The sequence below is a fragment of the Streptomyces sp. NPDC003300 genome, assembly GCF_040610915.1.
GTDB lineage: Bacteria > Actinomycetota > Actinomycetes > Streptomycetales > Streptomycetaceae > Actinacidiphila.
The window spans coordinates 1-23,182 of record NZ_JBEXNE010000039.1 but is presented as its reverse complement, the minus strand read 5'-3'; the positions used below and the strand labels follow the sequence as shown (position 1 = coordinate 23,182).

Below are 23,182 nucleotides of genomic sequence, written 5' to 3'. Positions count from 1 at the left end.
GGACAAAGAAGCAGGCGATCAATGAGATTCACCCACAAAGTCGCGGTGGTCACCGGCGCCAACTCCGGTATCGGCCGGGCCACCGCCGTACGGCTGCTGGCCGAAGGCGCCCAGGTGCTCGCGGTCGACCTCCGCCATGACGCACCGTGGCCCGAGCCCGACCGCGACCGGCTGAGCACGCTCACCCTCGATGTCGCGGCGGCGGACGCCGCCGACGTCCTGACCGACACCCTGCGGTCGCGCTTCGGGCGCGTCGACGTGCTCGCCAATGTGGCGGGCATCCTGCGCATCGCGCCCTTCCTCGACGTGAGCCGCGCCGACTGGGACCGCGTCCTCGCGGTGAACCTGACGGCGCCGTTCTTCCTCGCCCAGGCGGTGGCGCGGATGATGGTCGACACGAAGACTCCCGGACGCGTCGTCAACGTCTCGTCGGTGCACGCCGTCGTCTCCGAACCGGGCGCCGCGCCGTACACCGCGACCAAGGGCGGTCTCGAGGCGATGACGCGGACCATGGCGTCCGAACTCGCCCCGCACGGCATCACGGTCAACTGCGTACGGCCGGGGCCGGTGCGTACCGGCATGAGCGACCCGATCTACACACCCGCCGTCGAGCGGGCGCTGGAGTCCCGCGTGCCGCTGGGCATCGCGCCGCCCGAGTGGATCGCGGCGGCCATCTGCTACCTGGCGTCCGACGAGGCGTGCTACACCACCGGAGCCGGTCTCGACGTCGACGGAGGGTACGCGATGGACGGCGCGCTTCCCGGATTGGCGTACTCGTGAGCGCCCGGGAGCCGCGGGTCGCGGTGGTCACCGGGGCTGCGTCCGGCATCGGCCGGGCCACGGCGCTCCGGTTGGCGGACACGGGATACGACCTCGCGGTGCTGGACATCGACGCCGACGGCCTGGCGCGGACCTGCGCGGAGATCGAGAAGGCGGGGGGTACGGGCCGCGCCTTCCCTGTCGACCTGCGCGATCCCGACGCGGTCGGCTCGGTCACCAGGGAAGTCGCCGTCACGCTGGGGACGCCCGCGCTGCTGGTGAATGTCGCGGGCACCGGACTCGCCGCGACGGTGCTGGAGACCAGCGACGAGGACTGGGACCGCGTCCTGTCGGTCAATCTCACCGGGCCCTTCCTCACCACCCGCGCGATGCTGCCGCTCATGCTCGACAACGGCGGTGGCGTGGTCGTCAACGTCGCCTCGGTCGCGGGCCAGGTCGGCCTCGCCCGGCGGGCCGCGTACTGCGCCTCCAAGGCGGGGCTGGTCGGGCTGACCCGGGCCATCGCGGTGGACCACGCCAAGGACGGCATCCGGTGCGTCGCGGTCTGCCCCGGCACCGTCGCGACCGAGTGGATCGACAAGATCGTCGCGAACGCCCCCGATCCGCTCGCGGCCCGGCAGGCGATGGCCGCCCGCCAACTGGACGGACGGCTCGGCTCGCCCGAGGAGATCGCCGCCACGATCGCCTTCGTCGCGGGCCCGGACGGCCGCTTCATCAACGGCGCGGCGCTGATCGTCGACGGCGGCCTGACCGCGGCGTGAGCCGTCCTCGGAAGGGGACCGGCCGTACGCCGGGGAGTGACGGTCCGGGGTCCGCCGGGGCCGCCTCTCGCGGACGACGCCGTCCGCGAGAGGCAGCCCCGGTCCCCGGCCGGACCGCGCTGATCAGGCATTGATGTCCTGCACGCCCGTAGTGGCCCGGGGGGCGATCGGGTAATTTGGCCGCACACGAAAGGAACCGTCAGTGACCCTGTCCACAGGTGACAACGACGTCCCGTCCGAGCAGGGGACCACGGTTCCCCGCGACGCGATGTCGCTGCAGACAGCGTGGCTGCGCAGCTTCCTCGCGGTCGCCGACCGGGGCGGATTCGGCACCGCCACGCATACTCTGCACCTTTCGCAGTCGCGGGTCAGCGCGCACATAGCGGCGCTGGAACACGCCCTGGGGGTCACGCTCTTCGACCGCAAGGCCCGCCCGGTCTGCACCACGCAGGCGGGTGACCTCTTCTACGGTCACGCGCGGGCGGCGCTCCAGGAACTCCAGCGCGGTGTCGACGCCGCCCGCAGTACGCAGGACCAGATCGTCGCTCACCTCACCGTGGCCAGCTACCCGTCGGTCAGCTCCACCTATCTCCCGACGCTCCTCCAGGTCCTCAAGGCCGACCATCCCGGTCTCACCGTCGAGCTCTGGGAAGGGACCGCGGCCACGTTGGAGGAGGCCGTCGCGACGGGCACGGTCGACATCGCCTTCCGGCCGACGCTGCCGAAGATGCGCGAGCCCACGCTGTGCCACCGCACGATCTGGCGGGAGGACATCGTCGCGGTCATGCGGGACAACGATCCGCTGGCGACCAAGGCGACCGTCCGCGTGGACGACATCCTCTCCCGGCCCCTCATCGGCAATCCGGCCGGTTCCGAGGAGGAGGGCGGCGGCTACGACCTGCGGCACATGCTCGGGGAGTACGAGTCGAAGGCGGACATCGCCTATCTCACCGATCATCCCGCGACGCTCATCGCCCTTGTCCGGTCGGCGTTCGGCATCGGGATCATCAACCAACTGGCCGTGGAGACAACGACGACGGACGGTCTCACCGTCCGCCGTATCGAGTCGCCCACCGCCCACCGGGACGTCGCGCTGTTCTGGCCCCGCCGGCGTTCGAGCAACGCGGCCGTCTGCGCCTTCCTCAACGCGCAGGGCCGCACGCCGCTCCCGGCGAGCGTACGGCCCCTTCCGCCGACGGCCTGAGCCGGTCGCCCGGACGCCGCCGCCGTACGCCCCCGGAGCGGCCTTCCCGTCTCAGCCGCGGAAGGCCGCCACGGGGACGCCGCGCGTGTCCGTGGCGACGACGAAGACGGAGCCGGACAGCGGGGAGCGCTCCAGATCCTCGGCGGACAGGCCCTCGCGGGCCGAGGTGACGTACAGCCTGCCGTCGGCGCCGAAGGCACAGCTCGTGGGCTGCGGGACGGGCACCGGTACGCGTCCGATCACGCGGCCCGCCGGGTCGTAGCGCCGTACCTCGGCGCCGCCGTGCATGGCTGTCCAGAAGCAGCCGTCGACGTCGACCGCCAGGCCGTCGGGGACCCCGGAGCCCTCGGTCTTCGTCAGGACCTCAAGGCCGCCCAGTTCCCCGGAGTCGGCGTCGAACGCGCTGCGGTAGAGCAGTCGGGCGTAGCTGTCGGCCAGGTACATCACGGTGTTGTCGGCGTTCCAGCCCAGTCCGTTCGGCAGGACCAGCCCGTCCGCGACGACGACGCTCGGGGCGTCTGCGTCCCAGCGGTGGAGCCGTCCCTGGCCGGGGGCGAACCGCATGTCGTTGCTGCCCGCCCAGAACCGTCCGCGGACGTCCACCTTGCCGTCGTTCATCCGCAGGTTCGGCTCCGGCAGGACCGGGTCGACGACGGTGGTCACGCCGTCGACGACGAAGCCGAATCCGCCGGCCACGGCGGCGGCGAACCCGTCGTCGTGGGCCCGCGGCGCGACCGCGCCCACCATGACACCGACCTCCGTCACGGTCTGCCGCCCGGTGGCCAGGTCGTCCTCGTAGACCGTGCCGCCGTAGATGTCGACCCACACCAGCCGGCCGGTCCTGGGGTCGAAGACAGGGCCCTCCCCCACCTCGGAGGTGTCGCTGCGCACCGCGACATCCAGATCGGTGTAGGTCCGCACACTGCCCATGACGACTCCGTTTCCGCGTGACTTCCACGTTTTCCCGCGTGTTCTTCGGCCGCGTGCCTCTTCTGCGTGCTGTTCCGGGCAGTCACGGCGGCCCCTGCCGGACAACCTCGCCCGCAGCCGTGGCCACTGTCAACGGCGGATAGCGGATGGCGGGGATCCGGGCTGCGAATGGGCCGTTTCCCGTGGTCGCGCACGGCCCAATTCACAGCGGTGGCACGGCGTTCGTCCCCTCCGGCCGGGGTGCGTGCAGCACGGCTCTGATGACGGCGCGGGCCGCCGCGCCCAGCGGCCGTTCGGAATGCCACCAGGGCCCTCGCCATGTCCTGAGCCCACACGGGGACCTCGCACGGGACCCCGAGCAGGACCCTGCAAGGAGACCCCTCACAGATAGGCAGGCAACCTGCTAATCTATTCGACAGGCAGCCTGCCTATTTGAGGCCGCTGCGACCCGCCCTGGACCACGCCCGAGCGCGGGCGGCAGGGGACCGGCGGGCGCGGGAAGCGAGAGGAGTCACGCGGTGAAGGTCATCGCACGCGGTGCCGTACCGGTACCCGTCAGCGGGGCGCACGGCGACGGGCGGGGAAAGCCCTTCGGCGCGCGCTTCGTGACCCCGCTGTACACGGGGGCCGCGCTCAATCCGGTCAACAGCTCCGTGATCGCGACGGCTCTGGTCCCCATCGCCGCCTCGCTGGACATACCGGTCGGGCGGACCGCGATCCTGATTTCGAGCCTCTATCTGACCAGTGCGATAGCGCAGCCCGCGGCCGGACGGCTGGCGGAGGTGTTCGGCCCGCGCCGGGTGTTCCTGACCGGCACGCTCATCGTGCTCGCCGCGGGCGTGATCGGCGCGATCGCCTGGAATCTGCCCGTCCTGGTGCTCTCCCGCGTCCTGATCGGCGCGGGCACGTCCGCCGCCTACCCCTCCGCGATGCTGCTGATCCGCCGCCGGGCGACCGCGGTCGGTCTCCAGGATCCGCCGGGCAACGTCCTCGGCGGTCTGGCGGTCGCCGGTGCGGCCACCGTGGCGATCGGCCCGGCCGTGGGCGGGCTGCTCGTCGGCGGGCTCGGGTGGCAGACCGCGTTCCTGGTCAACGTCCCGGCCGCCGGTGCCGCCTTCGCGATGGCGCTGCTGTGGATCGACAAGGACCCCGCCCGCGCCGGGGGCCGCTCACCGCGCGAGCTGGCCGTACGCATCGACGTCGTCGGCATGGCGGGCTTCGCGGGCGCCCTCACCTCGCTCCTGGTCTTCCTGACCGGGCTGCCCACGCCGGACTGGACCGCGCTGGCGGCCGCGGTCGTCCTGGCGGGAGCACTCGTCGCCTGGGAACTGCGGGCCGCCCGTCCGTTCCTCGATGTGCGGCTGCTCGCCTCGAAGCCCGCGCTGACCCGCACGTATCTGCGCAACGGGCTGACGCTGATGGGCACCTATGTGATCCTCTACGGTCTGACCCAGTGGCTGGAGGCCGCGCACGGGCTGTCCGCGTACCAGGCGGGCCTGGTCCTCGTCCCGATGGGCGCCCTGTCGGCCGTCACGGCCCGGATCGCCTCGCGCCGCACATCGGTGCGGGGCGTGCTGATCGGCTCCGCGGTCCTGCTGCTGCTCGGCGCGGCGGCCGCCCTGCCGCTCACGGCGCACACACCGGTCGCCGCCGTCGTCGCCGTCACCGCGCTGTTCGGCCTCACCTCGGGGGCGAGCACCGTGGCCAACCAGACGGTCCTCTACCGCGAGTCCCCGCCCGAGAGCGTCGGCACGGCCTCGGGGCTGCTGCGCACCTTCGGGTACATCGGCTCGATCGCCTCGGCGGCCATCACCGGGATCGCCTTCCACAGCCGCGTCGACGACACCGGCCTGCACCGCATCTCGTGGTCGCTGGTCGCCATCGGCGCCGTCGTCCTCCTCATGACCGTCTTCGACCGCCACCTGGCCGGTGTCCGACAGGGCTCCGCGGCGACGGTCGATCCCCCCGCCCCACACGACCACACCGCTGAACCGCACCGCTCAGGTGATCCGCGTCTCTCAGAAAGTACCGACATGACCACCCCCGCCCAGCCCGTCGTCGCCTCCCGTACCGCCCTGTTGCTGATGGACTTCCAGCCCGCGGTCCTGGCCGCCGTTCCCGACGGCGAGGCCGTGCTCGCCCGCGCCCAACAGGCCCTGGCCTGGGCACGTTCGCTGGACATCCGCGTCGTCCACGTCCGCGTCGCCTTCGCGCCGGAGGACTTCGCCGCCGTGCCCGACCGCAACAAGTCCTTCGCCCCCGTCGCCCGGCAGGGGTTCCTCGCCGACGGCAGCCCGGAGGCGGACCTGCACGACGCGCTCGACGTACGGGAGGGCGACGTCGTGGTGCGCAAGGTCAGGGTCGGCGCGTTCTCCGCCGCCACCGGACTCCACCCGACGCTGCTCGGCCAGGAGATCGACACCCTCGTCCTCGCCGGGCTCTCCACCTCGGGCGTGGTGCTCTCGACCGTGCGGCACGCCGCCGACGAGGACTACCGGCTCTACGTCCTCAAGGACGCGACCGGCGACCCCGATCCGGAGGTCCACCGCGTGCTGACCGAGAAGGTGTTCCCGAGCCAGGCGGACGTCATCACCACCGATGATCTGTCCGCGCTCGGCAAGCAGGCTTGAGCCCCGCTCCCGACGTGAAGTCGGTATCCGGAAATCGGATCGGGCCCATATGCGATACGGGTCGGCGGTGTTGTCCGGGCAGTGCCCCGCCTCCCGGCTCTGAACTGGGCCGATCCGCTTTCCGAATAGGGCTGTTCCGACATCCACGCTTCACTGTCGCCGCGGTGCGCACGTATCGTCCTGAGGTATGGACATCCCACTTTCCAGTCCCCTGTGCGCAATTGAAGTGTTGCCGGAAATCCGCCGCGGTGGATTCGCGGAACGGGACCCTGAATCAGCGCACACAGCGGATGAGTGGGTGAGCTTTCCCTCGGTGTTCGGGGATCTCCCGCCGGATTCCGGCGCGGGTCTCCTTCCGAACTCCGTCCGGCCGGTGTGCGCATGACGAACGTGCGCGGAACGGACACCGGCGCGGCGGCGCCCGCGCGGACGGCCGGTGAACCGGCCGTCCCGCTGGTCGCACGGCCCGGCATTGACAACATCGGGCTGGTGCGGACGGACGTGGCGGCGGGCACGCCCGTACGGGTCGCGCGGGGTGTGGTCCCCGCCGCCGACGACATCCCCGCGGGCCACAAGGTGGCCGTCTCCCCCATCGCCGCGGGCGCCGAGGTCCGCAAGTACGGGGAGGTCATCGGTGTCGCCGCCCGCGACATCCGGCCCGGCGAACACGTACACGTCCACAATCTCGGCCTCGGCGACGCCACCGCCCGCGCCGGGGCGCCGCGGCCCGCTCCCCCGGCCTGGCGGCCCCCGGCCGAGGCCACCCGCGACCACTTCCTCGGTTACCGGCGCGCCGACGGCCGTGCCGCCACCCGCAATTACCTGGCCGTGCTCCCGACGGTGAACTGCTCGGCGACCGTGGCCCGGATGATCGCCCAGGCCGCCAACGACCGCCACGCCGGGGCGCCGGGCCTGGACGGCGTCATCGCCCTGACCCACGACCTCGGCTGCGGCATGGCCGAGGGCACCGAGGGCGACGACCTGCTGCGGCGCACCCTGCGCGGCTACGCGCGCCATGTGAACATCGCCGGTGTGCTGACGGTCAGTCTCGGCTGCGAGGTGAACCAGCCGGAGAACGTCTTCGGCGACGATCCGGCCGTGCGCACGCTCACCATCCAGGCGCTCGGCGGCACCGCGGCGACCGTGAACGCCGCCCTCGACCGCGTCGCCGAGATGGTCGGCGCCCTGGCGACGCTGGCCCGCGAGCCGGTCGGCCTGCACGAACTCACCCTCGGACTCCAGTGCGGCGGCAGCGACGCCTATTCGGGGCTGACGGCCAATCCGACGCTGGGCGTCGCCGCCGATCTGCTGGCCGCCGCGGGCGGGCGGGTCGTCCTGGGCGAGACCCCGGAGATCTACGGCGCCGAGCACCTGCTGCGCGACCGCGCCGCCACGCCCGCGATCGCCGAGCGGCTCGACGAGTTGATCGCGTGGTGGCAGCGGTACGTCACCCGGCACGGCGCCGCGCTGGACAACAATCCCTCCAAGGGCAACAGGGCCGGGGGCATCACCACGATCTGGGAGAAGTCGCTCGGTGCGGTGCTCAAGAGCGGGAGCAGCCCGCTCAACGGAGTCGTCGGCTACGCGGAGCCGGTCACGGCGCCCGGTCTGACGTTCATGGACACGCCCGGATACGACCCCGTGTCGGCCACCGGCATGGTCGCGGGCGGGGCGAATCTGCTGGCCTTCACCACCGGTCGCGGCTCGCTGTTCGGCTCACGGCCCGTGCCCTGTCTGAAGATCAGCACCACCAGTCGGCTCTACCAGCACATGAGCGGCGACATGGACTTCGACGCCGGCCCGGCGATGTCCCGCGACGAGCACGTGCGGTACGGCACCCGGCTCTTCGAGACGCTGGTGGACATGGCCTCCGGCGCGCCGAGCAAGTCCGAGGCGCTCGGCTTCGGGGCCGAGGAGATCGTGCCATGGCGCATGGGGGCCGTGCTGTAGGAGGCCGGACCCCGGCGGCGGGTCAACGGTCGCTGTCCGCCAGGCGGTTCATGATCTCGGCCGCCTTCAGCAGCGTCCTGCGCTCGTCGGCCCGGAGCAGATCGCGTACCGCCGCCTCCAGCCAGGCTTCCCGGACGGCGGGGATGGTCTCGACCAGCGCCCGGCCCTCGGCCGTCGCGTGCAGGAGCGTCTTGCGGCCGTCGGCGGGGTCCTTGCCCGAGGTGATCAGCCCGCCGTCGCGCAGCGCCGCGAGCGTCTCGGCCATCGACTGCCGCCGTACGTGTTCGGCCGCGGCCAGATCACTCGCCGTGGTGGGGCCCTCGTCCACGATGCGCCCCAGCGTGGTGATCTGCGACCAGGTCCACCGCATGTCGTCCGTCGCCGACTCGGCCCGCAGCCGGGCCCGGAGCCGGGTCATGGCCTTCATCAGCTCAGCGGCCGTTCCGGCCTGCGGTCTCGGTTCGCTGCCCACCGCCCAAGACTATCCGGCGCGCGGCCCACCTGCCCGTTCTCCCCGTGGGTCCGCCGCCGTCCCCCGCGGCCTCCGAGGGTGACGGCGGGTCAGATCAGCGGCAGCAGGGCCCTGCCGCCCGCGGCGCCCGCTTCCGGCGCGGTGGCCGTGCGGTCCGCGGGGACGCGCTCCAGGACTCCGCCCGCGAAGACGTCGTAGAGCGGCAGCGACTCCAGGTGGACATAGCCGATGTGGCAGTCGCAGACGGCCAGCGGGCAGGGGCGGGGGGCCAGGGCGGCCCGGTAGGAGCCGTCGTAGAGATTGCCCAGTTCGGCGCGGACGAAGTGGCAGCGGCGGACCGTGCCGTCGCCGTCCACCGACAGGACGGACTCGCCGGTGCGGCAGGGCAGGCCGGCCGAGCGGTGCGGGTGGCGGCTGTAGGGGAAGAGCGGGTCGAGGGCCGTCCAGGCGTCGGCTTCCGCGTCGGTGTAGGTGTGGCCCTCGGCGGCGTTCACCCACAGGTAGACGTGGCCGGGCAGCGCGGCGCGCAGCCGGGCGGCGTCCGCGTGGTGTTCCGGCAGCCCGACGACGCCGACGCTGAACCGGACGCCGCGGTCGGCCACTTCGCGCGTCTTGCGCAGGAAGCGGTCGTACGGGGTCTGGCCGGGGTGGTAGGTGCACCACAGGGCGAGGGTGCCGGGGTCGGCGTCCGCGAGCCAGTCGGTGCGGCAGCTCAGATTCGTCTGGATGGCGACCCGGTCGATGTGCGGCTCGTGCGACAGCTCGGCCAGGGTGTTCCGGTACCAGGAGCGGACCAGGCCCTCGCCCCACGGGGTGAACAGCACGGACAGCCGGTCGCCCCGCTGTTCTCGCGCCCAGTGCGCGAAGCGGGCGAGCGCGGCGCGGTCGGCGCGCAGTTGCGCGGGGCTGTCGCGGCGCTTGGCGAAGGGGCAGTACGGGCAGTCGTAGTCGCAGGAGGCGAGCGGGCCGCGGTAGAGCAGTGTCAGATCCATGGCGGCGTCCTCACTTCAGCTCGTACGCGGCCATCGCCGCCCGGACCCGGGGTGAGAACAGTTCGGGGCCGAGGGCGTCGGAGTGGGCGAGTCCTTCGGGGGACAGCCGTATGCGGCCGGTCGCGGGGGCCTCGTCGTCGAGCCAGCCTCGGGCCGCGAAGCGGTCGATCTCGGCGGCGAAGTCGGCGTGGGCGTCGGTGCCGAAGCGGTCGCGGTAGTCGGCCAGGGGCATGCCGTCGGCTTGCAGCAGCGACTGGAGCAGGTGCCTGCGGCGGGCCTCGTCGGCGTCGACCCGGCGGCCGTGGGCGGCGCGGGTGAAGTCGTCGGTGGTGGTGTACTCGTCGATGATCGCGCGGATCTCGCGCATGTCGACGGCGTAGTCGAAGGAGTAGTGCAGCGTGGAGGTGTAGGAGCGGGCGCCGCAGCCGAGGCCGATCATGCCGTCGGTCTGGCAGGCGTGGTCGTCGGGCCCTTGGGGCGTGGCGTCGGCCCGGCGGAACATCCGCATGGAGACCTGCTCGTAGCCGTGCGTCAGGAGGTGGTCGCGGCCCTGTCGGTACAGCCGCAGCCGCTGCTCGTCCCAGGCCGGGTCGCTGACGGCGGTGCGGCTCTCCAGGCCGGTCTTCGGCCGTACGTACAGCGGGTAGAGGTACAGCTCCTCCGGCCGCCAGCGCAGCGCGGCCTCCAGCGAGGTGCGCCAACTGGCCGGGGTCTGGCCGTCGATGCCGTAGATGAGGTCGATGTTGAGGACCGGGATACCGGCGTCGCGGACGCGGGCGAGCGCGGCTTCGACGTCGGCGCGGCGCTGGGGCCGTACGGCGGCTTTCGCCTCGTCGTCCACGAAGCTCTGAACACCGAGGCTGAGCCGGGTGGCGCCGCGGTCGGCGAGGACGGCGAGCCGGTCGGCGGTGGCGGTCGCGGGCGACGCCTCGACGGAGAGCGGGATCGCGCGCAGGTCGGCGCCCATCCGGCGCTCGGCGATGTCGCAGAGCCGTTCCAGTTCGGCGGCCGTCAGGAAGGTGGGGGTGCCGCCGCCGAAGGCCGCGGTGGCGAACCGTAGCGGCTCGCTGTCGCCGAGCGCGTCCCGGACGGCGGTGGCCTGCCGGTCGAGCGCGTCGAGATAGCGGGTGGTCAGCTCGCCGGGCGCGCCGATGCGGGTGAAGAGGTTGCAGAATCCGCAGCGGACCTCGCAGAACGGGATGTGCAGATAGAGCGAGAGCGCGTCCTTGGGCTCCGCCTGCCACAGGCCGCTCAGCGCGGGCCGGTCGGGCAGCGGGCGGTAGGCGGTCTTGTGCGGATACGCGTAGACGTAGCTCTGGTAGGGACTGTCGGCGGGGGGCGCGGGCTGGTCAGGGGACGGCGCGTCGGCGGGCGTGGCCGTGGAGACCGGTGTGGCCGTGCTGGTCGGCGCGGTCGTGCTGGTCGGCGCGGTCGTGGTGGTCGGTGTGGTCGTGGAGATCGGCGCGTTCATGAGGACGGCTCCAGGAAGAAGTGGGCGTAGGGCACCGTCCAGACCGCCTCGTGGCCGAGGCGGTGACCTGTGTAGCCGTCGTCTCCGTAGGTGGTGCCGTGGTCGGAGCAGACGATGGCGAAGCAGCGGCGGCGGGCCGCCATGGCGTGGAAAAGACGTCCGATGTGCCGGTCGATGTACTCCAGCGCCGCCGCGTGCGTGGCGCGGGTGTCACCGGCCTCGCGGGTGGCGCCCGGTGTGTGGAACCAGTTGGGCTGGTGCAGCGCGGACGCGTTGAGGAAGAGGAACAGCCGCTGGTCGGCGGGCAGTTCGGCGACGACCTGCTCCGCGCGCGCGACCTGCGCCTCGAAGGAGGTGGGCGAGGCGACGCCGAACTCCGGCTCCCAGTGGCTCTCCTGGAACAGTCCCGGCAGGACGTCGCCCAGCGCGCCGCGCTTGTTGAAGAAACCGACGCCGCCAATGCATACGGTGCGGTATCCGGCCGCCGCGAGCCCGGACACCAGGTCGGGCGTGTCGAAGACGTACGTGCCCGCCTCGGTGGTCTCGCTCCCGGCGAAGCGCGCGGCGAACAGCCGGGGGTGCGGTCCGGGCGCCGCCGGGGTCGGCAGGAATCCGGCGAAGATCGCCTGGTGCGAGGCGTAGGTGAAGCTGCCGGGCGCGTGCCGCTGCTCCCAGCGCCCGCCCGGCAGATGGCGCGCCAGATGCGGGATGCGGCCGGCCGCGGCCAACTCGGCCGCGACGTCGTGGCGGAGCGTGTCGAGGGTGATCAGGAGGAGGTCGTCGCGGCCCACCACCTCGTTCATGTCCGGGCCTCCGCCGCCCAGGAGGGCGGGCGCGGAAGCGTCAGAGGGTCGCATGTCGGGTCCTCGGCGCTTGGTGGTGCGACGGTTCGTGGCCTGCTGGTACGTGCCGCGCCGCGCGGTGCCGGTACGAGTGGGGGTTGTTCGTGCGGCGCCGGTTCGGGCGAGGCGGCGGATTCATCGGCGGCCGGTTCGTACGCGACCGGTGCGTACGGCGGTCGGACTCCGGTCGGCGACGCGGCGCGGGCGCGTACGGCGGCGATCTGGGCGGCGTAGGTGTCCACGCCCTCCGCTCCGCTGCCCGGCAGTCCGGTGAGCCTCGGCAGCAGGTCGCCGAAGGCGTTGACCTCGCCGACCGCGAAGCGCCGCCAGCCGATCGCGGGGAGCAGGTCGACGCCGACGCACAGCGTGCCGGGGAAGCAGGCGGCGGCCCGCTCGCAGATCTCCAGTGCCTGCTCCCACCGGACGCCCGCGGCCTCGATCGCGGCGCCGAGGTCGCCGCGCGCGCCGCCCAGGTGGAGGTTGGTGAGCGGCGAGCGGCTGGTGCGCACCACGGCGTGCGTGGCGCGGCCGTCGACGACCACGATCCGCAGGTCGGCGACGCGCCCGTGCAGCGACGCCTTGGGCAGCCAGCGCTCGATGTGCAGGCCGTCCGGTGCGAGCGCGTCGACCAGCGCGGCGATCTCGGTCTCGCGGGTGATACGGCGCACTCGCAGCGAATTGTGCAGGCGTCCGTCCGCCGACTCGACGGACGTGGTGGCCTGGACGCGCCCGCCGCCCGCCGTCTCCACGGCGAGCACCCCGGAGGCCGACGATCCGTGGGCGAGTTTGACGAAGGCGCGCGGCATGGCGTGCTCGCGCATCAGCGCCCGTACGTCGGCCCAGCCGCGCACCGCGGGGGCGGCGGCACCCGAGGTGGGCGAGGCGGGTACGGGCACCCCGGCCTCGGCCAGCCTCCGGTGGCAGCGCCGCTTGTCGAACAGCACCGCCAGTTCGTCCGGGTCGTCCAGCCGCCTGCCGCCGTCCAGGGTGCGGACGGCGGCGGTGAATCGGGCGTACCAGCGGGCGCTGCCCTCCACCCGCGTGGGGTCGTCCATGTCCCGCAGCGCGCGGTCCACTTCGGCGTCCTCACCGGGCGAGTCGAGCCGTACGACCTCGTCCGCCGCGAAGGTCGCGCCGCCCTCGCGCAGGACGTCGCGCCAGGGCACAACGCGGGGCGCGGGCAGCCCGGCCTCGGTCGCGGCGCGCGCGAAGAGACTGACCCGCCGGTTCTCCGGGTTGCCGACGACCGCGAAGCGCGGTTCGTCTCTCACGTCACCTTCCCCCTCTCCCCTGGTCGCCCACGTGCCCGGCGCTGATGGACGGTCACCGGTCACCGGTCCGCCGCCCGGCGGTGGTCATCGGCCGGGCGGCGACCGGCTGGACGGCTGACGGAACGACCGGCTACTCGCCGACGGCGACGAAACGCCACACGGTCTCGTCGTCGTCATCGACTTCCTCGTCGGCGTCGTCGCGGTCCAGTTCGACGTGGACGCCCGACGGTTCGAGGGCTTCCCGCAGGCGCCGGGCGACCGGCGAGGTGAGGTAGTTGTGGTGCAGGTCGAGGGTCTTGAGGTGGGTGAGGGGCTGGCCCGCGAGCAGCGCCGTGGCGCCCTCGTCGGTCAGCACGCCCATCGACAGGTCGAGGGTCTCCAGCCGGGCCACGACGGGCGCGGAGGCGAGGGCCGCGGCGATCTCGTCCTGCATCTCGCTGTTGCGCAGGGCCAGCGAGCGGAGTTTGGGCAGCAGCGCGCCGGTGAGGAACGGCGCCAGGTCGGTGATCTCGCTGTCCCCGCCGTACTCGGAGGTGCCGAGCCACAGGTCGAGGTGTTCCAGCGCGGGCAGGTCGCTGGCGGCGATGCCGCGGACGGCCTGCGCGGGCATGCCGCCGGTCTCGACGGTGAGCGAGCGCAGCCGGGCGTGCGTCACGGCGGGGAAGGCCAGGTCCTGTCCGCCGCGTACCCCGAACGACTCCAGTTCGGGGAAGCCGTCGAGCAGCGGGGTAACATCGCCCTGGTTGATCCAGGAGATCTCGCACTCCTCGCCCACGATGTCGCCGAGGAACAGGGCCCGCAGCGCGGGCAGTCGGTCCTTCACGGACAAGATGGCCGCGATCAGCGGTTCCGGTCCGCTCTCGTAGGCTTCGCTCCAGGAACCGACGATCAGCGCGCGCACCCGCGTGATGTCGACGGCCTGGGTGAACCGGGCGAAGGCGTCCTCCCACTTCTCCTCGCTGTCGTAGGAGTCGACGCCGATCCGCCAGGCGGCGGCGTCCGCTTCCGGCAGGTCGGTGCCCTTGTCGTCGGGTCCGGGGAAGTCGAAGGTGGGCAGGCCGTGCAGCTCCCGCATGTGGTTCCCGATGGTCATGTCCGCCTGCTCCTGACGTTCGACATTCGACGGCCGTACGAATTCGGCCGCGGCGATCACCGGCCGATGTGTGAGCAAGTTCTACCAAGCCGCACTGACAACGGCTGCGGCCGGGCCGACTCTGAGCCGTTGTCAGACCCCGCGCCTACGGTCGGTGTCGACGCGGTGCACGGAGCGCCGCGCGGAGGGAGAGCGATGTACCGGCAGGGTGATGTCCTCATCGCGCCGACCGAGGAGGCGGCGCTGCCGCCGCACATGGACGACGCGCCGCAGGAGCCGCGGGACGCGCGCGGCCGGCTCGTCCTCGCGCTGGGCGAGGTGACGGGTCACGCGCACGCCGTCATGGGACCGGGACGGCTCTTCAGCCCGCCGGCCCCGTTCGCGCCGATGCTGCTGCATCTGCCGGACGGCGGACGGGTCGTGCACGAGGAGCACGCGGCGATATCGCTGCCCAAGGGCTGGTACCGCGTGGTGCGGCAGCGGGAGTACGTACCGGGCTCGGTCCGCGTGGTCGCCGACTGAGCTTCCCGCGGTGGCGCCCGGGGGCCGGGCGCGCGGGCACGGCAGGACAGCACGTCGAGGGCAGGGAGCAGAACTCATGGGAGGGGACGGCATGTCGACCGTCGAGCAGTGGAGGCAGGCCGCCGTGGCCACCGGATCCGCGGACCGCGCGGCGGCCGAGGCGGGGGTGCGGCTGGCGTACCGGCGCGCGGGGCTCGCGGAGCCGGAGCGCGTCCGCTGGGCCGGATCGCCGCGCGCGGCCGTGGCGATGCTGCGCGCGGAGGCCGCGCTTCAGGGGACGCGCGGCAAGGGCCACAGCGTGCGGGACGAGGTGCGCGGACGGCCGTGGGCCGCGGAGCGGGCCCGGCTGCACGCGGCGCTCGGCCCCGCGGGCTGGAGCGAGCGGTGGAACGCGACCGGGGCGCGGCTGTGGGAGGGGACGCAGGCGCTGGCGGGCCGGATCAGGGCCGGTGTGGTCGAGGAGTTGGCGCGGGGGCGGAAGGAGGAGCCGGAGATCCGGCTGCTGCTGCTCGACGCGGTCCTCGGTCAGCACGAGGCGGCCTGGCTGTGCGCGTTCGACACGCGGGAGGGCTCCCCGCTGGACGGGCTGGCGGCGGTCGCCCGCTCGGCGGGCTGGTGGTGGCCGTACGAGCGGGTCGCGATCGTCTGCGAGCGCCCCGCCGAGCTGCACCGCGACGAGGCGGGCCGCCTCGACCGGGCCGACGGTCCCGCGCTCGCCTTCCCCGACGGCTTCGCGCTGCACGCCTGGCGCGGCATGCCGGTCCCCGCCGAGTTCCTGCGTGAGCTGGGCACCCTCACGCCTGAGCGGATACGCGGCGAGGAGAACGCGGAGCTGCGCCGCGTCATGCTGGAGCACTACGGCTACGACCGCTATCTGACCGAGTCGGGCGCGGTCCCCGTGCACCGGGACGAGACCGGCATCCTCTGGCGGATCGCGCTGACCGGGGACGAGGACGTGACGATGGTCGAGGTCGTCAACTCCACGCCGGAGCCGGACGGCACGAGCCGTACGTACTGGCTGCGGGTGCCGCCCGGCACCAGCACGGCGAAGGAGGGCGTGGCCTGGACTTTCGGCCTGACCGCCGACACCTACGTGCCGCTGCGCCAGACTTGACCGCCGGACAGGCCCTAGGCGCGTTCGACGATGCGGGAGAGCTCGGCGTCCAGGGCGGACCGGACGGTCCGGGTGTCGAGCGGGGCGCGCTCCCGGGCGAAGGAGACGAAGCGGCGCACGGGGGCGGCGTCCAGCTCGACGCGGGCGTCCTGGCCGGGACGGCCGAGGCGGATCAGCAGCCGGGAGCCGGTTCCGGCCGAGGGCGTGACCCGGACGTCGCCGAGGCCGACGGCTCCGGTCAGGCCCCTGGCCAGCAGGTCCCAGGCGAAGATCCAGGTGGCGGTCTCGGGGCCGCCGAGGCCGAAGGTCATCCGCACGGCGAGGCAGTCCTGCGGGTCGTAGGCCATCCACGCCGGAATCCGCAGCCAGTGGCCGCTGGGCAGCGGCATCGACGCCGTCACCGTGTGGCAGCAGGAGTCGGGCATCGAGTCTCTTTTCGCCGAACGACGGGACGCGGCCGGTGGCGGTACTACCGGACAGGTCCTCGACCTCTGAGGCTCCGTGTGCCCCCGCCCGCGGATCACATGCCGCTCACATACCGGCCGCCGGTACGCCGCCCGGCGGATTTCCCGGCGGGGCATGGCCACCACGGGCGCGGGCACCCGCATTCCATGGAGGATGCGGAGATGGCTGATCATCACGATGTGCGCCGGATCGCGTTGACCCTGCCGGAGGCGGTGGCGGCGGACGACGGGATGTCCGTATCGGTGCCGAACGGCGGCAGGCACAAGAAATTCGCCTGGGTGTGGCTGGAGCGGACCGACCCGAAGCAGGCCCGCGTCCCGCGGACCGACGTGGTGGCCGTCCGGGTCGCGGGCCAGGAGGAGAAGGAGGCGCTCCTCGCCTCAGACCCGGCGAAGTTCTTCACCGAGCCGCATTACAACGGATTCCCCGCCGTGCTCGTACGGCTCAAGGCCGTCGCCGAGGACGAGCTGCGGGAGCTGCTCGTCGGCGCCTGGCGTTGCCAGGCGCCGCGAGCCCTCGTGCGGGATTCCGGTCTCTGAGACGGGTCTCCGAGACGGGCGGGGCGGGTCGCCCGCGCCGATCACTTGCGCCGGTCGGTGTGCCGGTAGCCGAAGGGGCCCGGCAGGTCCGCGGAGGTCGTCCGCCGTCCCGTGGTCGACCAGGTGCGGTGCGCGCCGCCTCTGCGTCCGAGCGTGAGGGACAGCGACTTCCGGTTCACGTTGATACGTACGCCGGGAAATATGTGGAACGACTTACGGAACGTCAGCGGCATGGTGTCCTCCGGTGGTTGGCCTGTCGGCTCGTCTGCCCAGCTGACACCGCCTCACCCCGACGACTCCTGAACCGTCGCCGTCCGCCCGCGTTCCGACCGTTCGATACCGCCGAGGCCCCGGGCCGAGGGGTTCGGCAGAGGCGTTCGGCAGAGGCGTTCGGCAGAGCCGTCCGGCGCAGTCGGGCCGCGGGCTCACCCGGGGAGCGGTGTTCGCTGCCGTCCGGACGAGTGACTTGCGGGCGCGGCAGCCACCGGGCCGACGACGGGTGGCGAACTCTGAGTGCGGACACCGGTAAGGCGGATGATCACACTCCGCATGCCGGTGGGCTCAGTGCAGACCACCAGCACCAAAGGAGTACCCATGAAGCTCATGCGCAACGGCGCCGTCCTGGCCGCGCTCGTCGGCGGGATCGTGCTTGCCGGTGGCGGCGTCGCCGCCGCTGACGCCGACGCCACCGGCGCGGCCATCGGCTCGCCCGGCGTCCTGTCGGGCAACCTGATCCAGGTCCCGATCGACGTGCCGATCAACGCCTGCGGCAACTCGATCAACCTGATCGGCGCGCTGAACCCCGCCTTCGGCAACACCTGTTACAACGGCGGCGGTCACCACGAGAGCGCCGACTGGGACGGCGCGAACCACGACGGCATGGGTCACTGGGGCCACGAGGGTCACGTCTGGCACCCCGAGGCCAAGGACGACTGCAAGTAGTCGGACCGCTTCCTGAGCACCCCGTCCCGGTCGCCGCCCGCAAGGGCCGGCGGCCGGGACGCTCCATGCCGGGACGCTCCCTTCCGGAACACCGCATGCCAGAACGCTTCACGCCGGGAGGCCGCGGGCCCGAACCCCTCGGACCCGGCCGCGTGAAGCACCCCTTTGGGCCCAACTCCCCCTCGCCCGGGGCCGAATGCGTGTTCGCGTCCTTCAAGGGCAGACGACCCCCGAGAACGCACGTGGGTGGCCACGTACGACAAGAAGGGACGTCATGGAGATCTCCGGCATCATCAGCGCCATCATCATCGGCATTATCATTGGCGTGCTCGGTCGGCTCGTGGTCCCCGGCCGTCAGCACATCGGCGTCATCTGGACCATCCTGATCGGCATCGTGGCGGCCATCATCGGAGCCGCCATCGCCCACGGTCTCAACGTCGACGACACCAGCGGAGTCGACTGGATCGAGTGGCTCATCCAGATCGGTCTGGCCGCTGTCGGCATCGCCGCTCTCGACAGGTCGAGCCCGCGCCGTCGGTGATCCATGAGTCCTGGTCCCGGCCACACCCGGCATCCGGATGATATGAACGCAGGCGCCTTTCCTTGAGGAGTTCCGCATGGAACCCGACCCCGGGAAGGGCGCCTTCCGTCTGCCCGATCGCGCCGCCGACGGTCACCCGCACCCACGACACCGCCCCGGCGCCCTCCCCCTCCGACGCCCGACCTTCATCGACCGACCTTCATCGGCCGACCTTCATCGACCGACCGCCTCAACCACCACGACCGCAGGGAGCAGCATGTTCGGATCGACCGCCCGTCGGCTACGGCGTTGCGCACGTGACGTGTTCGGCTGGCCGAGCCTGCGCCCGCCGCAACTGGAGGCGATGAAGGCGGTGATGCGGCACCAGGACGTCATGGTCGTGATGCCGACCGGTGCCGGGAAGTCGGCGGTCTACCAGGTGCCGGGCGTCCTGCTGAAGGGGCCGACGGTCGTGGTGTCCCCGCTGATCGCCCTCCAGCGCGACCAGGTCGAGGGGCTGCTCAAGCACGAAGGACCGGGCGCGGCATCGGTCAATTCCACGCACCGCGACGCGGAGAACGCGCAGACCTGGGACCGGGTGGAGAGCGGCGACCTGGACTTCATCTTCCTCGCGCCCGAGCAACTGGCCAGGGAGGACGTCATCCTGCGGCTGAAGCAGGCCCGTCCCGCGCTGTTCGTGGTGGACGAGGCGCACTGCGTCTCCTCCTGGGGCCACGACTTCCGCCCTGATTACCTGCGGTTGGGCGCCGTACGCGAACGGATCGGCCGGCCGCCGGTCCTGGCACTCACCGCGAGCGCGGCGGCGCCGGTCCGCGCGGAGATCCTTCAACTGCTGGGCATGCGCGGCGCCCAGGAGGTCATCGCCGGGTTCGACCGGCCCAACATCCATCTGGCGGTCGGCTACTTCCAGGAGGAGAAGGCCAAGCGGCGCGCGGTCCTCGACCGCGTCGGCGCCGAGACCGGCTCCGGCATCGTCTATACGGCGACCCGGCGCGAATCCGAGTCGTACGCCGAGGAGTTGCGGGAGGCGGGGGTGTCCGCCGCCGCGTACCACGCGGGGTTGCGCGCCGCGGAGCGGTCGTCCGTCCAGGACCGTTTCCAGCGCGGGGAGTTGGCGGTCGTCGTGGCCACCTCGGCGTTCGGCATGGGCATAGACAAGCCCGATGTGCGGTTCGTGGTGCACGCCTCGGTGCCGGGATCGCTCGACGCGTACTACCAGGAGATCGGCCGCGCGGGCCGCGACGGGGAACCGGCGCGGGCGTACATGGCCTACCGGCCGCAGGACTTGGGGCTGCGGCGGTTCTTCTCCTCCGGCCGCCCGGACGCCGACGCCCTCACCCTGGTCGCGGACCAGCTCGCCGAGCGGTCGGCCGAGCGGACGACGGGCAAGGCGGCCGGGAAGAAGGCGGCCGAGGAGCCCGCCGCGGTCTCCGTGACGGCGTTGCGCGGCGACACCGGCCTGACGGCGAGCCGGTTGACGGGTGTCCTCAATCTGCTGGGGCAGGCGGGCGCGGTCCGTACGGCGGCGGACGGGAAGGTGTCGCTGACGCCGGAGTGCGCGACGGCCGCGGCGCGGAAGGCCGCGGTGGAGCGGGCGCTGGAAACCGCCGACAGCCACCGGCAGTTGGAGCAGTCCCGCGTGGACATGATGCGCGGCTTCGCGGAGACCGACGGCTGTCGGCGGGCGTTCCTGCTGGGTTACTTCGGCGAGGCGCTCCCCGGAGGCTGCGGCAACTGCGACACGTGCGGTTCGGCGGCCGGACCCGGCGCCCCGGCCCCCGAAAGGGACCGTCACGCGGGTGTCCTGCGCGGTACGGGCTCGCGGGGCGACTCCCGACAGGACGCGGAGTCCGGTTCCGGCGGCCGGGAGTCAGCCGCGGCAGCCGCGCGGGGCGGGAGCCGGGCACGTATCTGGCGCCGCGACCGCGGACGGCCGGACGCCGGGGCCGCGGCCGCTTCGCACGGTCGGTACGCGCCCGGCGTCCGGGTCCTGCACGACAAATGGGGTCAGGGCGAGGTGATGGGCGTCGCGGACGACACGGTCACCGTGCTCTTCGAATCCGCCGGATACCGGACCCTGTCGCTGTCCGTCGTCCTGGAGCGGGATCTGCTGACGCCGGTCAAGGGGCGCGGTGCGTGACATGCGGCTCCGCGGTGCCCGCCGACGCGCGGGCCACCGCGGCCTGCTGCCGAGACCTCCGACGTTTCAGGGTGCGGCGTTCCTCCTCGCTGGTGCCGCCCCACACGCCGAGGCTTTCGCCCATGTCGAGGGCGTAGCTCAGGCAGGTCTCCCTGACCGGGCAGTCCGCGCAGACCCGTTGGGCCTTCTGCACCTGGAGTTTGGCCGGTCCGGCGTTGCCCACGGGGAAGAAGAGTTCGGGGTCCTCGGTGCGGCATGCGGCCTGGTGTTGCCAGCTCACGGAGACACCGCCTTTCGTCGGGTGCGGAGTGTCGGGCCCACGTACCGGGCCCATGGGTACTCGCCTGCCCAGGCGGTCGGCGCTCAACGTGAGGAGTTTGTGAGGGCGGCGGCGCCCGAAGCCTTACGGACATCCGACAACCCGATGACCCGATTCGCTCTCGGACGCCTCCCGTCGGGCGTGGCGGCGTCACGCACGGCCGGATCGGGGGTAGGCGGTGACAGTGAGGCCGGGAGGTTCCCGACCGACCGGAGGCCGTGAGGTCCCCGCCCGACCGGAGGCCGTCAGGTCTCCACTCGGCCTCGCCCCGTATCCATGTCCGTCCGTACGCCGAAGGAGCCGCCGCCATGGCCAGAAGCGACCGCAAGCCGAGCAGGGCGCCCGTGCCGCTGCGCACCGGCCGCTCCGCGTGGGGCCTGTACCGCGAGACGCGCCGCCCGGGCGAACCGGGCTTGTTCCGGCGGCTGGTGGCGACACCGCGTCTGGTCAGCGCGGTTCTGCACCGCCGTTATCCGGGCCTGTCGCGCGCCAAGCTGCTGGCCTTCACGGTCCTGGCGGCGATCTACGTGGTCTCGCCGCTGGACGCGATCCCGGACGTCATCCCGGTTCTCGGGTGGACGGACGACTCGGCGGTGGTGCTGTGGTTCATGACCGGTCTGGTCCGCGAGTCGGGGCGCTTCGTGAGCTGGGAGTCCGACGGTCCGCGCGGCGGCGCGCTGCCCCCGAAGGGTTCGGCGGTGTGACCACCGGCCGGGCCGAGGGATACGGCGTACGCGGTACGCGCCCCTGACCCGGCCGGTCGAAACCGCTGCCGGAGGTTTCTCGCCGGACGCGTCATCCGTCGGATGCGCGTCCCGCTCGAAGCGTCTCCTACTGAATGCCGGCGTCCTTGCACGCCTGGGCGAATTCGGCGGTGCAGATCTGGGCGGTGGTGTAGAGACCGTCCTTGATGACCGTGTCCTTGATGTTCTCCTTGGTCACCGATATGGCGTCCAGCAGCTTCGCCGGGACGTCCTGGCCGGAACCGCTCTTGGCGGTGCCGTCGGCCACGGACTTGACATCCTTGCCGTTCAGCAGGTCGATCGCGATCTGCGCGGTGGCGTCCGCCTCCGGCTTGTACGCCTTGTAGACGGTGCTGGTCTGAGTGCCCGCCAGAATCCGCTGGATCGCGGTGAGTTCGGCGTCCTGACCGGTCAGCGGCGGGTTGATGCCCGCACCCTTGAGGGCGGTGGCGATACCGCCCGCCATGGCGTCGTTGGCGGAGTAGACACCGGCGATGGCGGCTTTGCCGAGCTGGGTGATCGCCGCGGTGACCTTCTGGTTGGCGACGGTGTCCTTCCACAGACCCGACTGCTCGTAGGCGATGTTCACCTTGCCGTCGAGGATCTTGTGCGCGCCTTCCTTGAAGGCGGCGGCGTTCGGGTCGGCCGGGTCGCCGTCGATCATCACGATCTTCGAGGTGGGAACGGCCTTGGGACCCATGGCGTCCAGCAGCGCCTGCCCCTGCAACTCGCCGACCTTCTCGTTGTCGTAGGAGACGTAGGCGGACACCGGACCCTGCGCGAGGCGGTCGTACGCGACGACCTTGATGCCCTTGTCGACCGCGGCCTGCACCGAGGACTGGATGCCCACCGAGTCCTGCGCGTCCAGGATGAGCACCTTGACGCCCTTGGCGATCATGCTGCTGACCTGCTGCGCCTGCTTCGCCGGGTCGGCCGAGGCGTTGTCGTAGCTGACCTTGCAGTCCGAGCACAGTTCCTTGATCTTGGCCTCGATCAGGGGACGGTCGAATTTGGCGTACCGGGTGGTCGTGGTGTCCGGGAGCAGCAGGCCGATCGTCTTGTCCTTGCCGCCGCCTGACGACTTGTCATGGGTTTTGCCGCAGGCGGCCACGGTGGTGAGCGCGAGCGAAACGGCGGCGGTTCCGACGATGAGCCGTCGCGTCATTGCCTTCATGCGCGGTTGCCCCTCCCTGACTGGGCCGCAACACCGCGACCCGGGTGCAGGCGAGTCAACTCTCGTGACGCTCCGTACGTCAAGAAGTAAACATCGGATCGATTCATTGAATCGATATTGGGCTCTCCTGTCGTCGCCTCATGAGGCAACGCCTACAACATGTGAATCCGAAGCCGGGCGTTCGGGGCAATGCGCTTTCACGGGTCGGATATGTGTCATACCGCTCACGGCAGGACCGGGGGGCGCGGGGCGGGGGGGGGGGGGCCCCGCGCCGCCGGGGGGGGCCC

The 23,182-nt window shown here is 72.3% G+C and carries 23 protein-coding genes; 12 read left to right on the top strand and 11 right to left on the bottom strand.

The window, feature by feature from the left end; all coding sequences use genetic code 11:
* Positions 1–21 precede the first annotated feature (21 nt).
* The 3 genes from ABZX65_RS33870 to ABZX65_RS33860 all read left to right on the top strand — a co-directional run bounded on the left by ABZX65_RS33870 (position 22) and on the right by ABZX65_RS33860 (position 2,745).
* On the top strand, positions 22–780 hold the full coding sequence (locus ABZX65_RS33870; RefSeq protein WP_355349045.1) for an SDR family oxidoreductase: 759 nt from the start codon (positions 22–24) through the stop codon (positions 778–780).
* On the top strand, positions 777–1,541 hold the full coding sequence (locus tag ABZX65_RS33865; protein ID WP_355349042.1) for an SDR family oxidoreductase: 765 nt from the start codon (positions 777–779) through the stop codon (positions 1,539–1,541). Before ABZX65_RS33870 ends, ABZX65_RS33865 begins: the two co-directional genes overlap by 4 nt.
* 202 nt (positions 1,542–1,743) lie before the next feature.
* Positions 1,744–2,745, top strand: coding sequence for a LysR family transcriptional regulator (locus tag ABZX65_RS33860; RefSeq protein ID WP_355349039.1), 1,002 nt, complete (start codon positions 1,744–1,746; stop codon positions 2,743–2,745).
* A gap of 51 nt (positions 2,746–2,796) precedes the next feature.
* On the opposite strand, the gene ABZX65_RS33855 is transcribed toward ABZX65_RS33860, so the two are convergent.
* Entirely contained in the window at positions 2,797–3,675 is an 879-nt protein-coding gene (locus ABZX65_RS33855) for an SMP-30/gluconolactonase/LRE family protein (protein WP_355349036.1), read from the bottom strand.
* A 518-nt stretch (positions 3,676–4,193) separates the two neighbouring features.
* On the opposite strand from ABZX65_RS33855, the gene ABZX65_RS33850 reads away from it, so the two are divergent.
* Entirely contained in the window at positions 4,194–6,305 is a 2,112-nt protein-coding gene (locus ABZX65_RS33850) for an MFS transporter (RefSeq protein ID WP_355349033.1), read from the top strand.
* Between the two features lie 381 nt (positions 6,306–6,686).
* Complete coding sequence (locus tag ABZX65_RS33845) at positions 6,687–8,255, top strand: altronate dehydratase family protein (RefSeq protein WP_355349030.1); 1,569 nt, start codon at positions 6,687–6,689, stop codon at positions 8,253–8,255.
* Between the two features lie 22 nt (positions 8,256–8,277).
* Here ABZX65_RS33845 and ABZX65_RS33840 read toward each other — a convergent pair whose 3' ends face one another.
* From ABZX65_RS33840 to ABZX65_RS33815, 6 genes are all read right to left on the bottom strand, one after another.
* Positions 8,278–8,727 (bottom strand): MarR family transcriptional regulator, encoded by a 450-nt coding sequence (locus tag ABZX65_RS33840; protein ID WP_355349027.1) that lies wholly within the window; start codon positions 8,725–8,727, stop codon positions 8,278–8,280.
* An 89-nt stretch (positions 8,728–8,816) separates the two neighbouring features.
* A complete protein-coding gene (locus tag ABZX65_RS33835) occupies positions 8,817–9,719 on the bottom strand; it encodes an STM4011 family radical SAM protein (RefSeq protein ID WP_355349024.1) in 903 nt (300 codons plus the stop codon).
* A gap of 10 nt (positions 9,720–9,729) precedes the next feature.
* Positions 9,730–11,190 carry an STM4012 family radical SAM protein gene (locus ABZX65_RS33830; protein ID WP_355349021.1) on the bottom strand — a complete coding sequence of 487 codons (1,461 nt, stop codon included), beginning with the start codon at positions 11,188–11,190 and terminating at the stop codon, positions 9,730–9,732.
* Positions 11,187–11,993 (bottom strand): STM4013/SEN3800 family hydrolase, encoded by an 807-nt coding sequence (locus ABZX65_RS33825; RefSeq protein ID WP_355349018.1) that lies wholly within the window; start codon positions 11,991–11,993, stop codon positions 11,187–11,189. Before ABZX65_RS33825 ends, ABZX65_RS33830 begins: the two co-directional genes overlap by 4 nt.
* Positions 11,990–13,303, bottom strand: a complete 1,314-nt coding sequence (locus tag ABZX65_RS33820) for an STM4014 family protein (protein WP_355349015.1) — start codon at positions 13,301–13,303, stop codon at positions 11,990–11,992. Before ABZX65_RS33820 ends, ABZX65_RS33825 begins: the two co-directional genes overlap by 4 nt.
* A gap of 130 nt (positions 13,304–13,433) precedes the next feature.
* The gene (locus ABZX65_RS33815) at positions 13,434–14,396 is read right to left on the bottom strand and encodes an STM4015 family protein (RefSeq protein ID WP_355349012.1); all 963 of its coding nucleotides are present in this window, start codon (positions 14,394–14,396) and stop codon (positions 13,434–13,436) included.
* Positions 14,397–14,591: 195 nt separating this feature from the next.
* Between ABZX65_RS33815 and ABZX65_RS33810 the strand changes: the two genes are divergently transcribed.
* Positions 14,592–14,918 (top strand): hypothetical protein, encoded by a 327-nt coding sequence (locus ABZX65_RS33810; protein WP_355349009.1) that lies wholly within the window; start codon positions 14,592–14,594, stop codon positions 14,916–14,918.
* Positions 14,919–15,009: 91 nt separating this feature from the next.
* Positions 15,010–16,032, top strand: a complete 1,023-nt coding sequence (locus tag ABZX65_RS33805) for a DUF6745 domain-containing protein (RefSeq protein WP_355349114.1) — start codon at positions 15,010–15,012, stop codon at positions 16,030–16,032.
* A 14-nt stretch (positions 16,033–16,046) separates the two neighbouring features.
* Here ABZX65_RS33805 and ABZX65_RS33800 read toward each other — a convergent pair whose 3' ends face one another.
* Complete coding sequence (locus ABZX65_RS33800; RefSeq protein ID WP_355349006.1) at positions 16,047–16,457, bottom strand: SsgA family sporulation/cell division regulator; 411 nt, start codon at positions 16,455–16,457, stop codon at positions 16,047–16,049.
* Between the two features lie 201 nt (positions 16,458–16,658).
* Here ABZX65_RS33800 and ABZX65_RS33795 point away from each other — a divergent pair, with 201 nt between their 5' ends.
* Positions 16,659–17,036 (top strand): MmcQ/YjbR family DNA-binding protein, encoded by a 378-nt coding sequence (locus tag ABZX65_RS33795; RefSeq protein WP_188283019.1) that lies wholly within the window; start codon positions 16,659–16,661, stop codon positions 17,034–17,036.
* 41 nt (positions 17,037–17,077) lie between these two features.
* Here ABZX65_RS33795 and ABZX65_RS33790 read toward each other — a convergent pair whose 3' ends face one another.
* Entirely contained in the window at positions 17,078–17,269 is a 192-nt protein-coding gene (locus ABZX65_RS33790) for a DUF4236 domain-containing protein (protein WP_188283018.1), read from the bottom strand.
* Between the two features lie 361 nt (positions 17,270–17,630).
* On the opposite strand from ABZX65_RS33790, the gene ABZX65_RS33785 reads away from it, so the two are divergent.
* The 3 genes from ABZX65_RS33785 (at position 17,631) to ABZX65_RS33775 (ending at position 20,659) form a co-directional block, all read left to right on the top strand.
* Positions 17,631–17,978, top strand: a complete 348-nt coding sequence (locus ABZX65_RS33785) for a chaplin (RefSeq protein WP_355349002.1) — start codon at positions 17,631–17,633, stop codon at positions 17,976–17,978.
* Positions 17,979–18,252: 274 nt separating this feature from the next.
* Positions 18,253–18,519, top strand: a complete 267-nt coding sequence (locus ABZX65_RS33780; RefSeq protein ID WP_355348999.1) for a GlsB/YeaQ/YmgE family stress response membrane protein — start codon at positions 18,253–18,255, stop codon at positions 18,517–18,519.
* A gap of 256 nt (positions 18,520–18,775) precedes the next feature.
* The gene (locus ABZX65_RS33775; RefSeq protein ID WP_355348996.1) at positions 18,776–20,659 is read left to right on the top strand and encodes a RecQ family ATP-dependent DNA helicase; all 1,884 of its coding nucleotides are present in this window, start codon (positions 18,776–18,778) and stop codon (positions 20,657–20,659) included.
* On the opposite strand, the gene ABZX65_RS33770 is transcribed toward ABZX65_RS33775, so the two are convergent.
* The gene (locus ABZX65_RS33770; RefSeq protein WP_355348993.1) at positions 20,640–20,939 is read right to left on the bottom strand and encodes a WhiB family transcriptional regulator; all 300 of its coding nucleotides are present in this window, start codon (positions 20,937–20,939) and stop codon (positions 20,640–20,642) included. The genes ABZX65_RS33775 and ABZX65_RS33770 overlap by 20 nt on opposite strands.
* 347 nt (positions 20,940–21,286) lie before the next feature.
* Here ABZX65_RS33770 and ABZX65_RS33765 point away from each other — a divergent pair, with 347 nt between their 5' ends.
* Positions 21,287–21,682: a YkvA family protein gene (locus ABZX65_RS33765; RefSeq protein ID WP_355348990.1), complete on the top strand. Its 396-nt coding sequence runs from the start codon at positions 21,287–21,289 to the stop codon at positions 21,680–21,682.
* 127 nt (positions 21,683–21,809) lie between these two features.
* Here the strand turns inward: ABZX65_RS33765 and ABZX65_RS33760 are convergent, their stop codons facing one another.
* Positions 21,810–22,895 (bottom strand): substrate-binding domain-containing protein, encoded by a 1,086-nt coding sequence (locus tag ABZX65_RS33760; RefSeq protein ID WP_355348987.1) that lies wholly within the window; start codon positions 22,893–22,895, stop codon positions 21,810–21,812.
* Positions 22,896–23,182 lie beyond the last annotated feature (287 nt).

What these genes read in the sequence shown, in the direction of transcription:
- ABZX65_RS33870 (WP_355349045.1), top strand. Translation starts at nt 22, where the DNA reads ATGAGATTCACCCACAAAGTCGCGGTGGTCACCGGCGCCAACTCCGGT.
- ABZX65_RS33855 (WP_355349036.1), bottom strand. Translation starts at nt 3,675, where the DNA reads ATGGGCAGTGTGCGGACCTACACCGATCTGGATGTCGCGGTGCGCAGC.
- ABZX65_RS33845 (WP_355349030.1), top strand. Translation starts at nt 6,687, where the DNA reads ATGACGAACGTGCGCGGAACGGACACCGGCGCGGCGGCGCCCGCGCGG.
- ABZX65_RS33835 (WP_355349024.1), bottom strand. Translation starts at nt 9,719, where the DNA reads ATGGATCTGACACTGCTCTACCGCGGCCCGCTCGCCTCCTGCGACTAC.
- ABZX65_RS33830 (WP_355349021.1), bottom strand. Translation starts at nt 11,190, where the DNA reads ATGAACGCGCCGATCTCCACGACCACACCGACCACCACGACCGCGCCG.
- ABZX65_RS33825 (WP_355349018.1), bottom strand. Translation starts at nt 11,993, where the DNA reads ATGAACGAGGTGGTGGGCCGCGACGACCTCCTCCTGATCACCCTCGAC.
- ABZX65_RS33815 (WP_355349012.1), bottom strand. Translation starts at nt 14,396, where the DNA reads ATGACCATCGGGAACCACATGCGGGAGCTGCACGGCCTGCCCACCTTC.
- ABZX65_RS33810 (WP_355349009.1), top strand. Translation starts at nt 14,592, where the DNA reads ATGTACCGGCAGGGTGATGTCCTCATCGCGCCGACCGAGGAGGCGGCG.
- ABZX65_RS33805 (WP_355349114.1), top strand. Translation starts at nt 15,010, where the DNA reads ATGTCGACCGTCGAGCAGTGGAGGCAGGCCGCCGTGGCCACCGGATCC.
- ABZX65_RS33800 (WP_355349006.1), bottom strand. Translation starts at nt 16,457, where the DNA reads ATGCCCGACTCCTGCTGCCACACGGTGACGGCGTCGATGCCGCTGCCC.
- ABZX65_RS33795 (WP_188283019.1), top strand. Translation starts at nt 16,659, where the DNA reads ATGGCTGATCATCACGATGTGCGCCGGATCGCGTTGACCCTGCCGGAG.
- ABZX65_RS33790 (WP_188283018.1), bottom strand. Translation starts at nt 17,269, where the DNA reads ATGCCGCTGACGTTCCGTAAGTCGTTCCACATATTTCCCGGCGTACGT.
- ABZX65_RS33785 (WP_355349002.1), top strand. Translation starts at nt 17,631, where the DNA reads ATGAAGCTCATGCGCAACGGCGCCGTCCTGGCCGCGCTCGTCGGCGGG.
- ABZX65_RS33780 (WP_355348999.1), top strand. Translation starts at nt 18,253, where the DNA reads ATGGAGATCTCCGGCATCATCAGCGCCATCATCATCGGCATTATCATT.
- ABZX65_RS33775 (WP_355348996.1), top strand. Translation starts at nt 18,776, where the DNA reads ATGTTCGGATCGACCGCCCGTCGGCTACGGCGTTGCGCACGTGACGTG.
- ABZX65_RS33765 (WP_355348990.1), top strand. Translation starts at nt 21,287, where the DNA reads ATGGCCAGAAGCGACCGCAAGCCGAGCAGGGCGCCCGTGCCGCTGCGC.
- ABZX65_RS33760 (WP_355348987.1), bottom strand. Translation starts at nt 22,895, where the DNA reads ATGAAGGCAATGACGCGACGGCTCATCGTCGGAACCGCCGCCGTTTCG.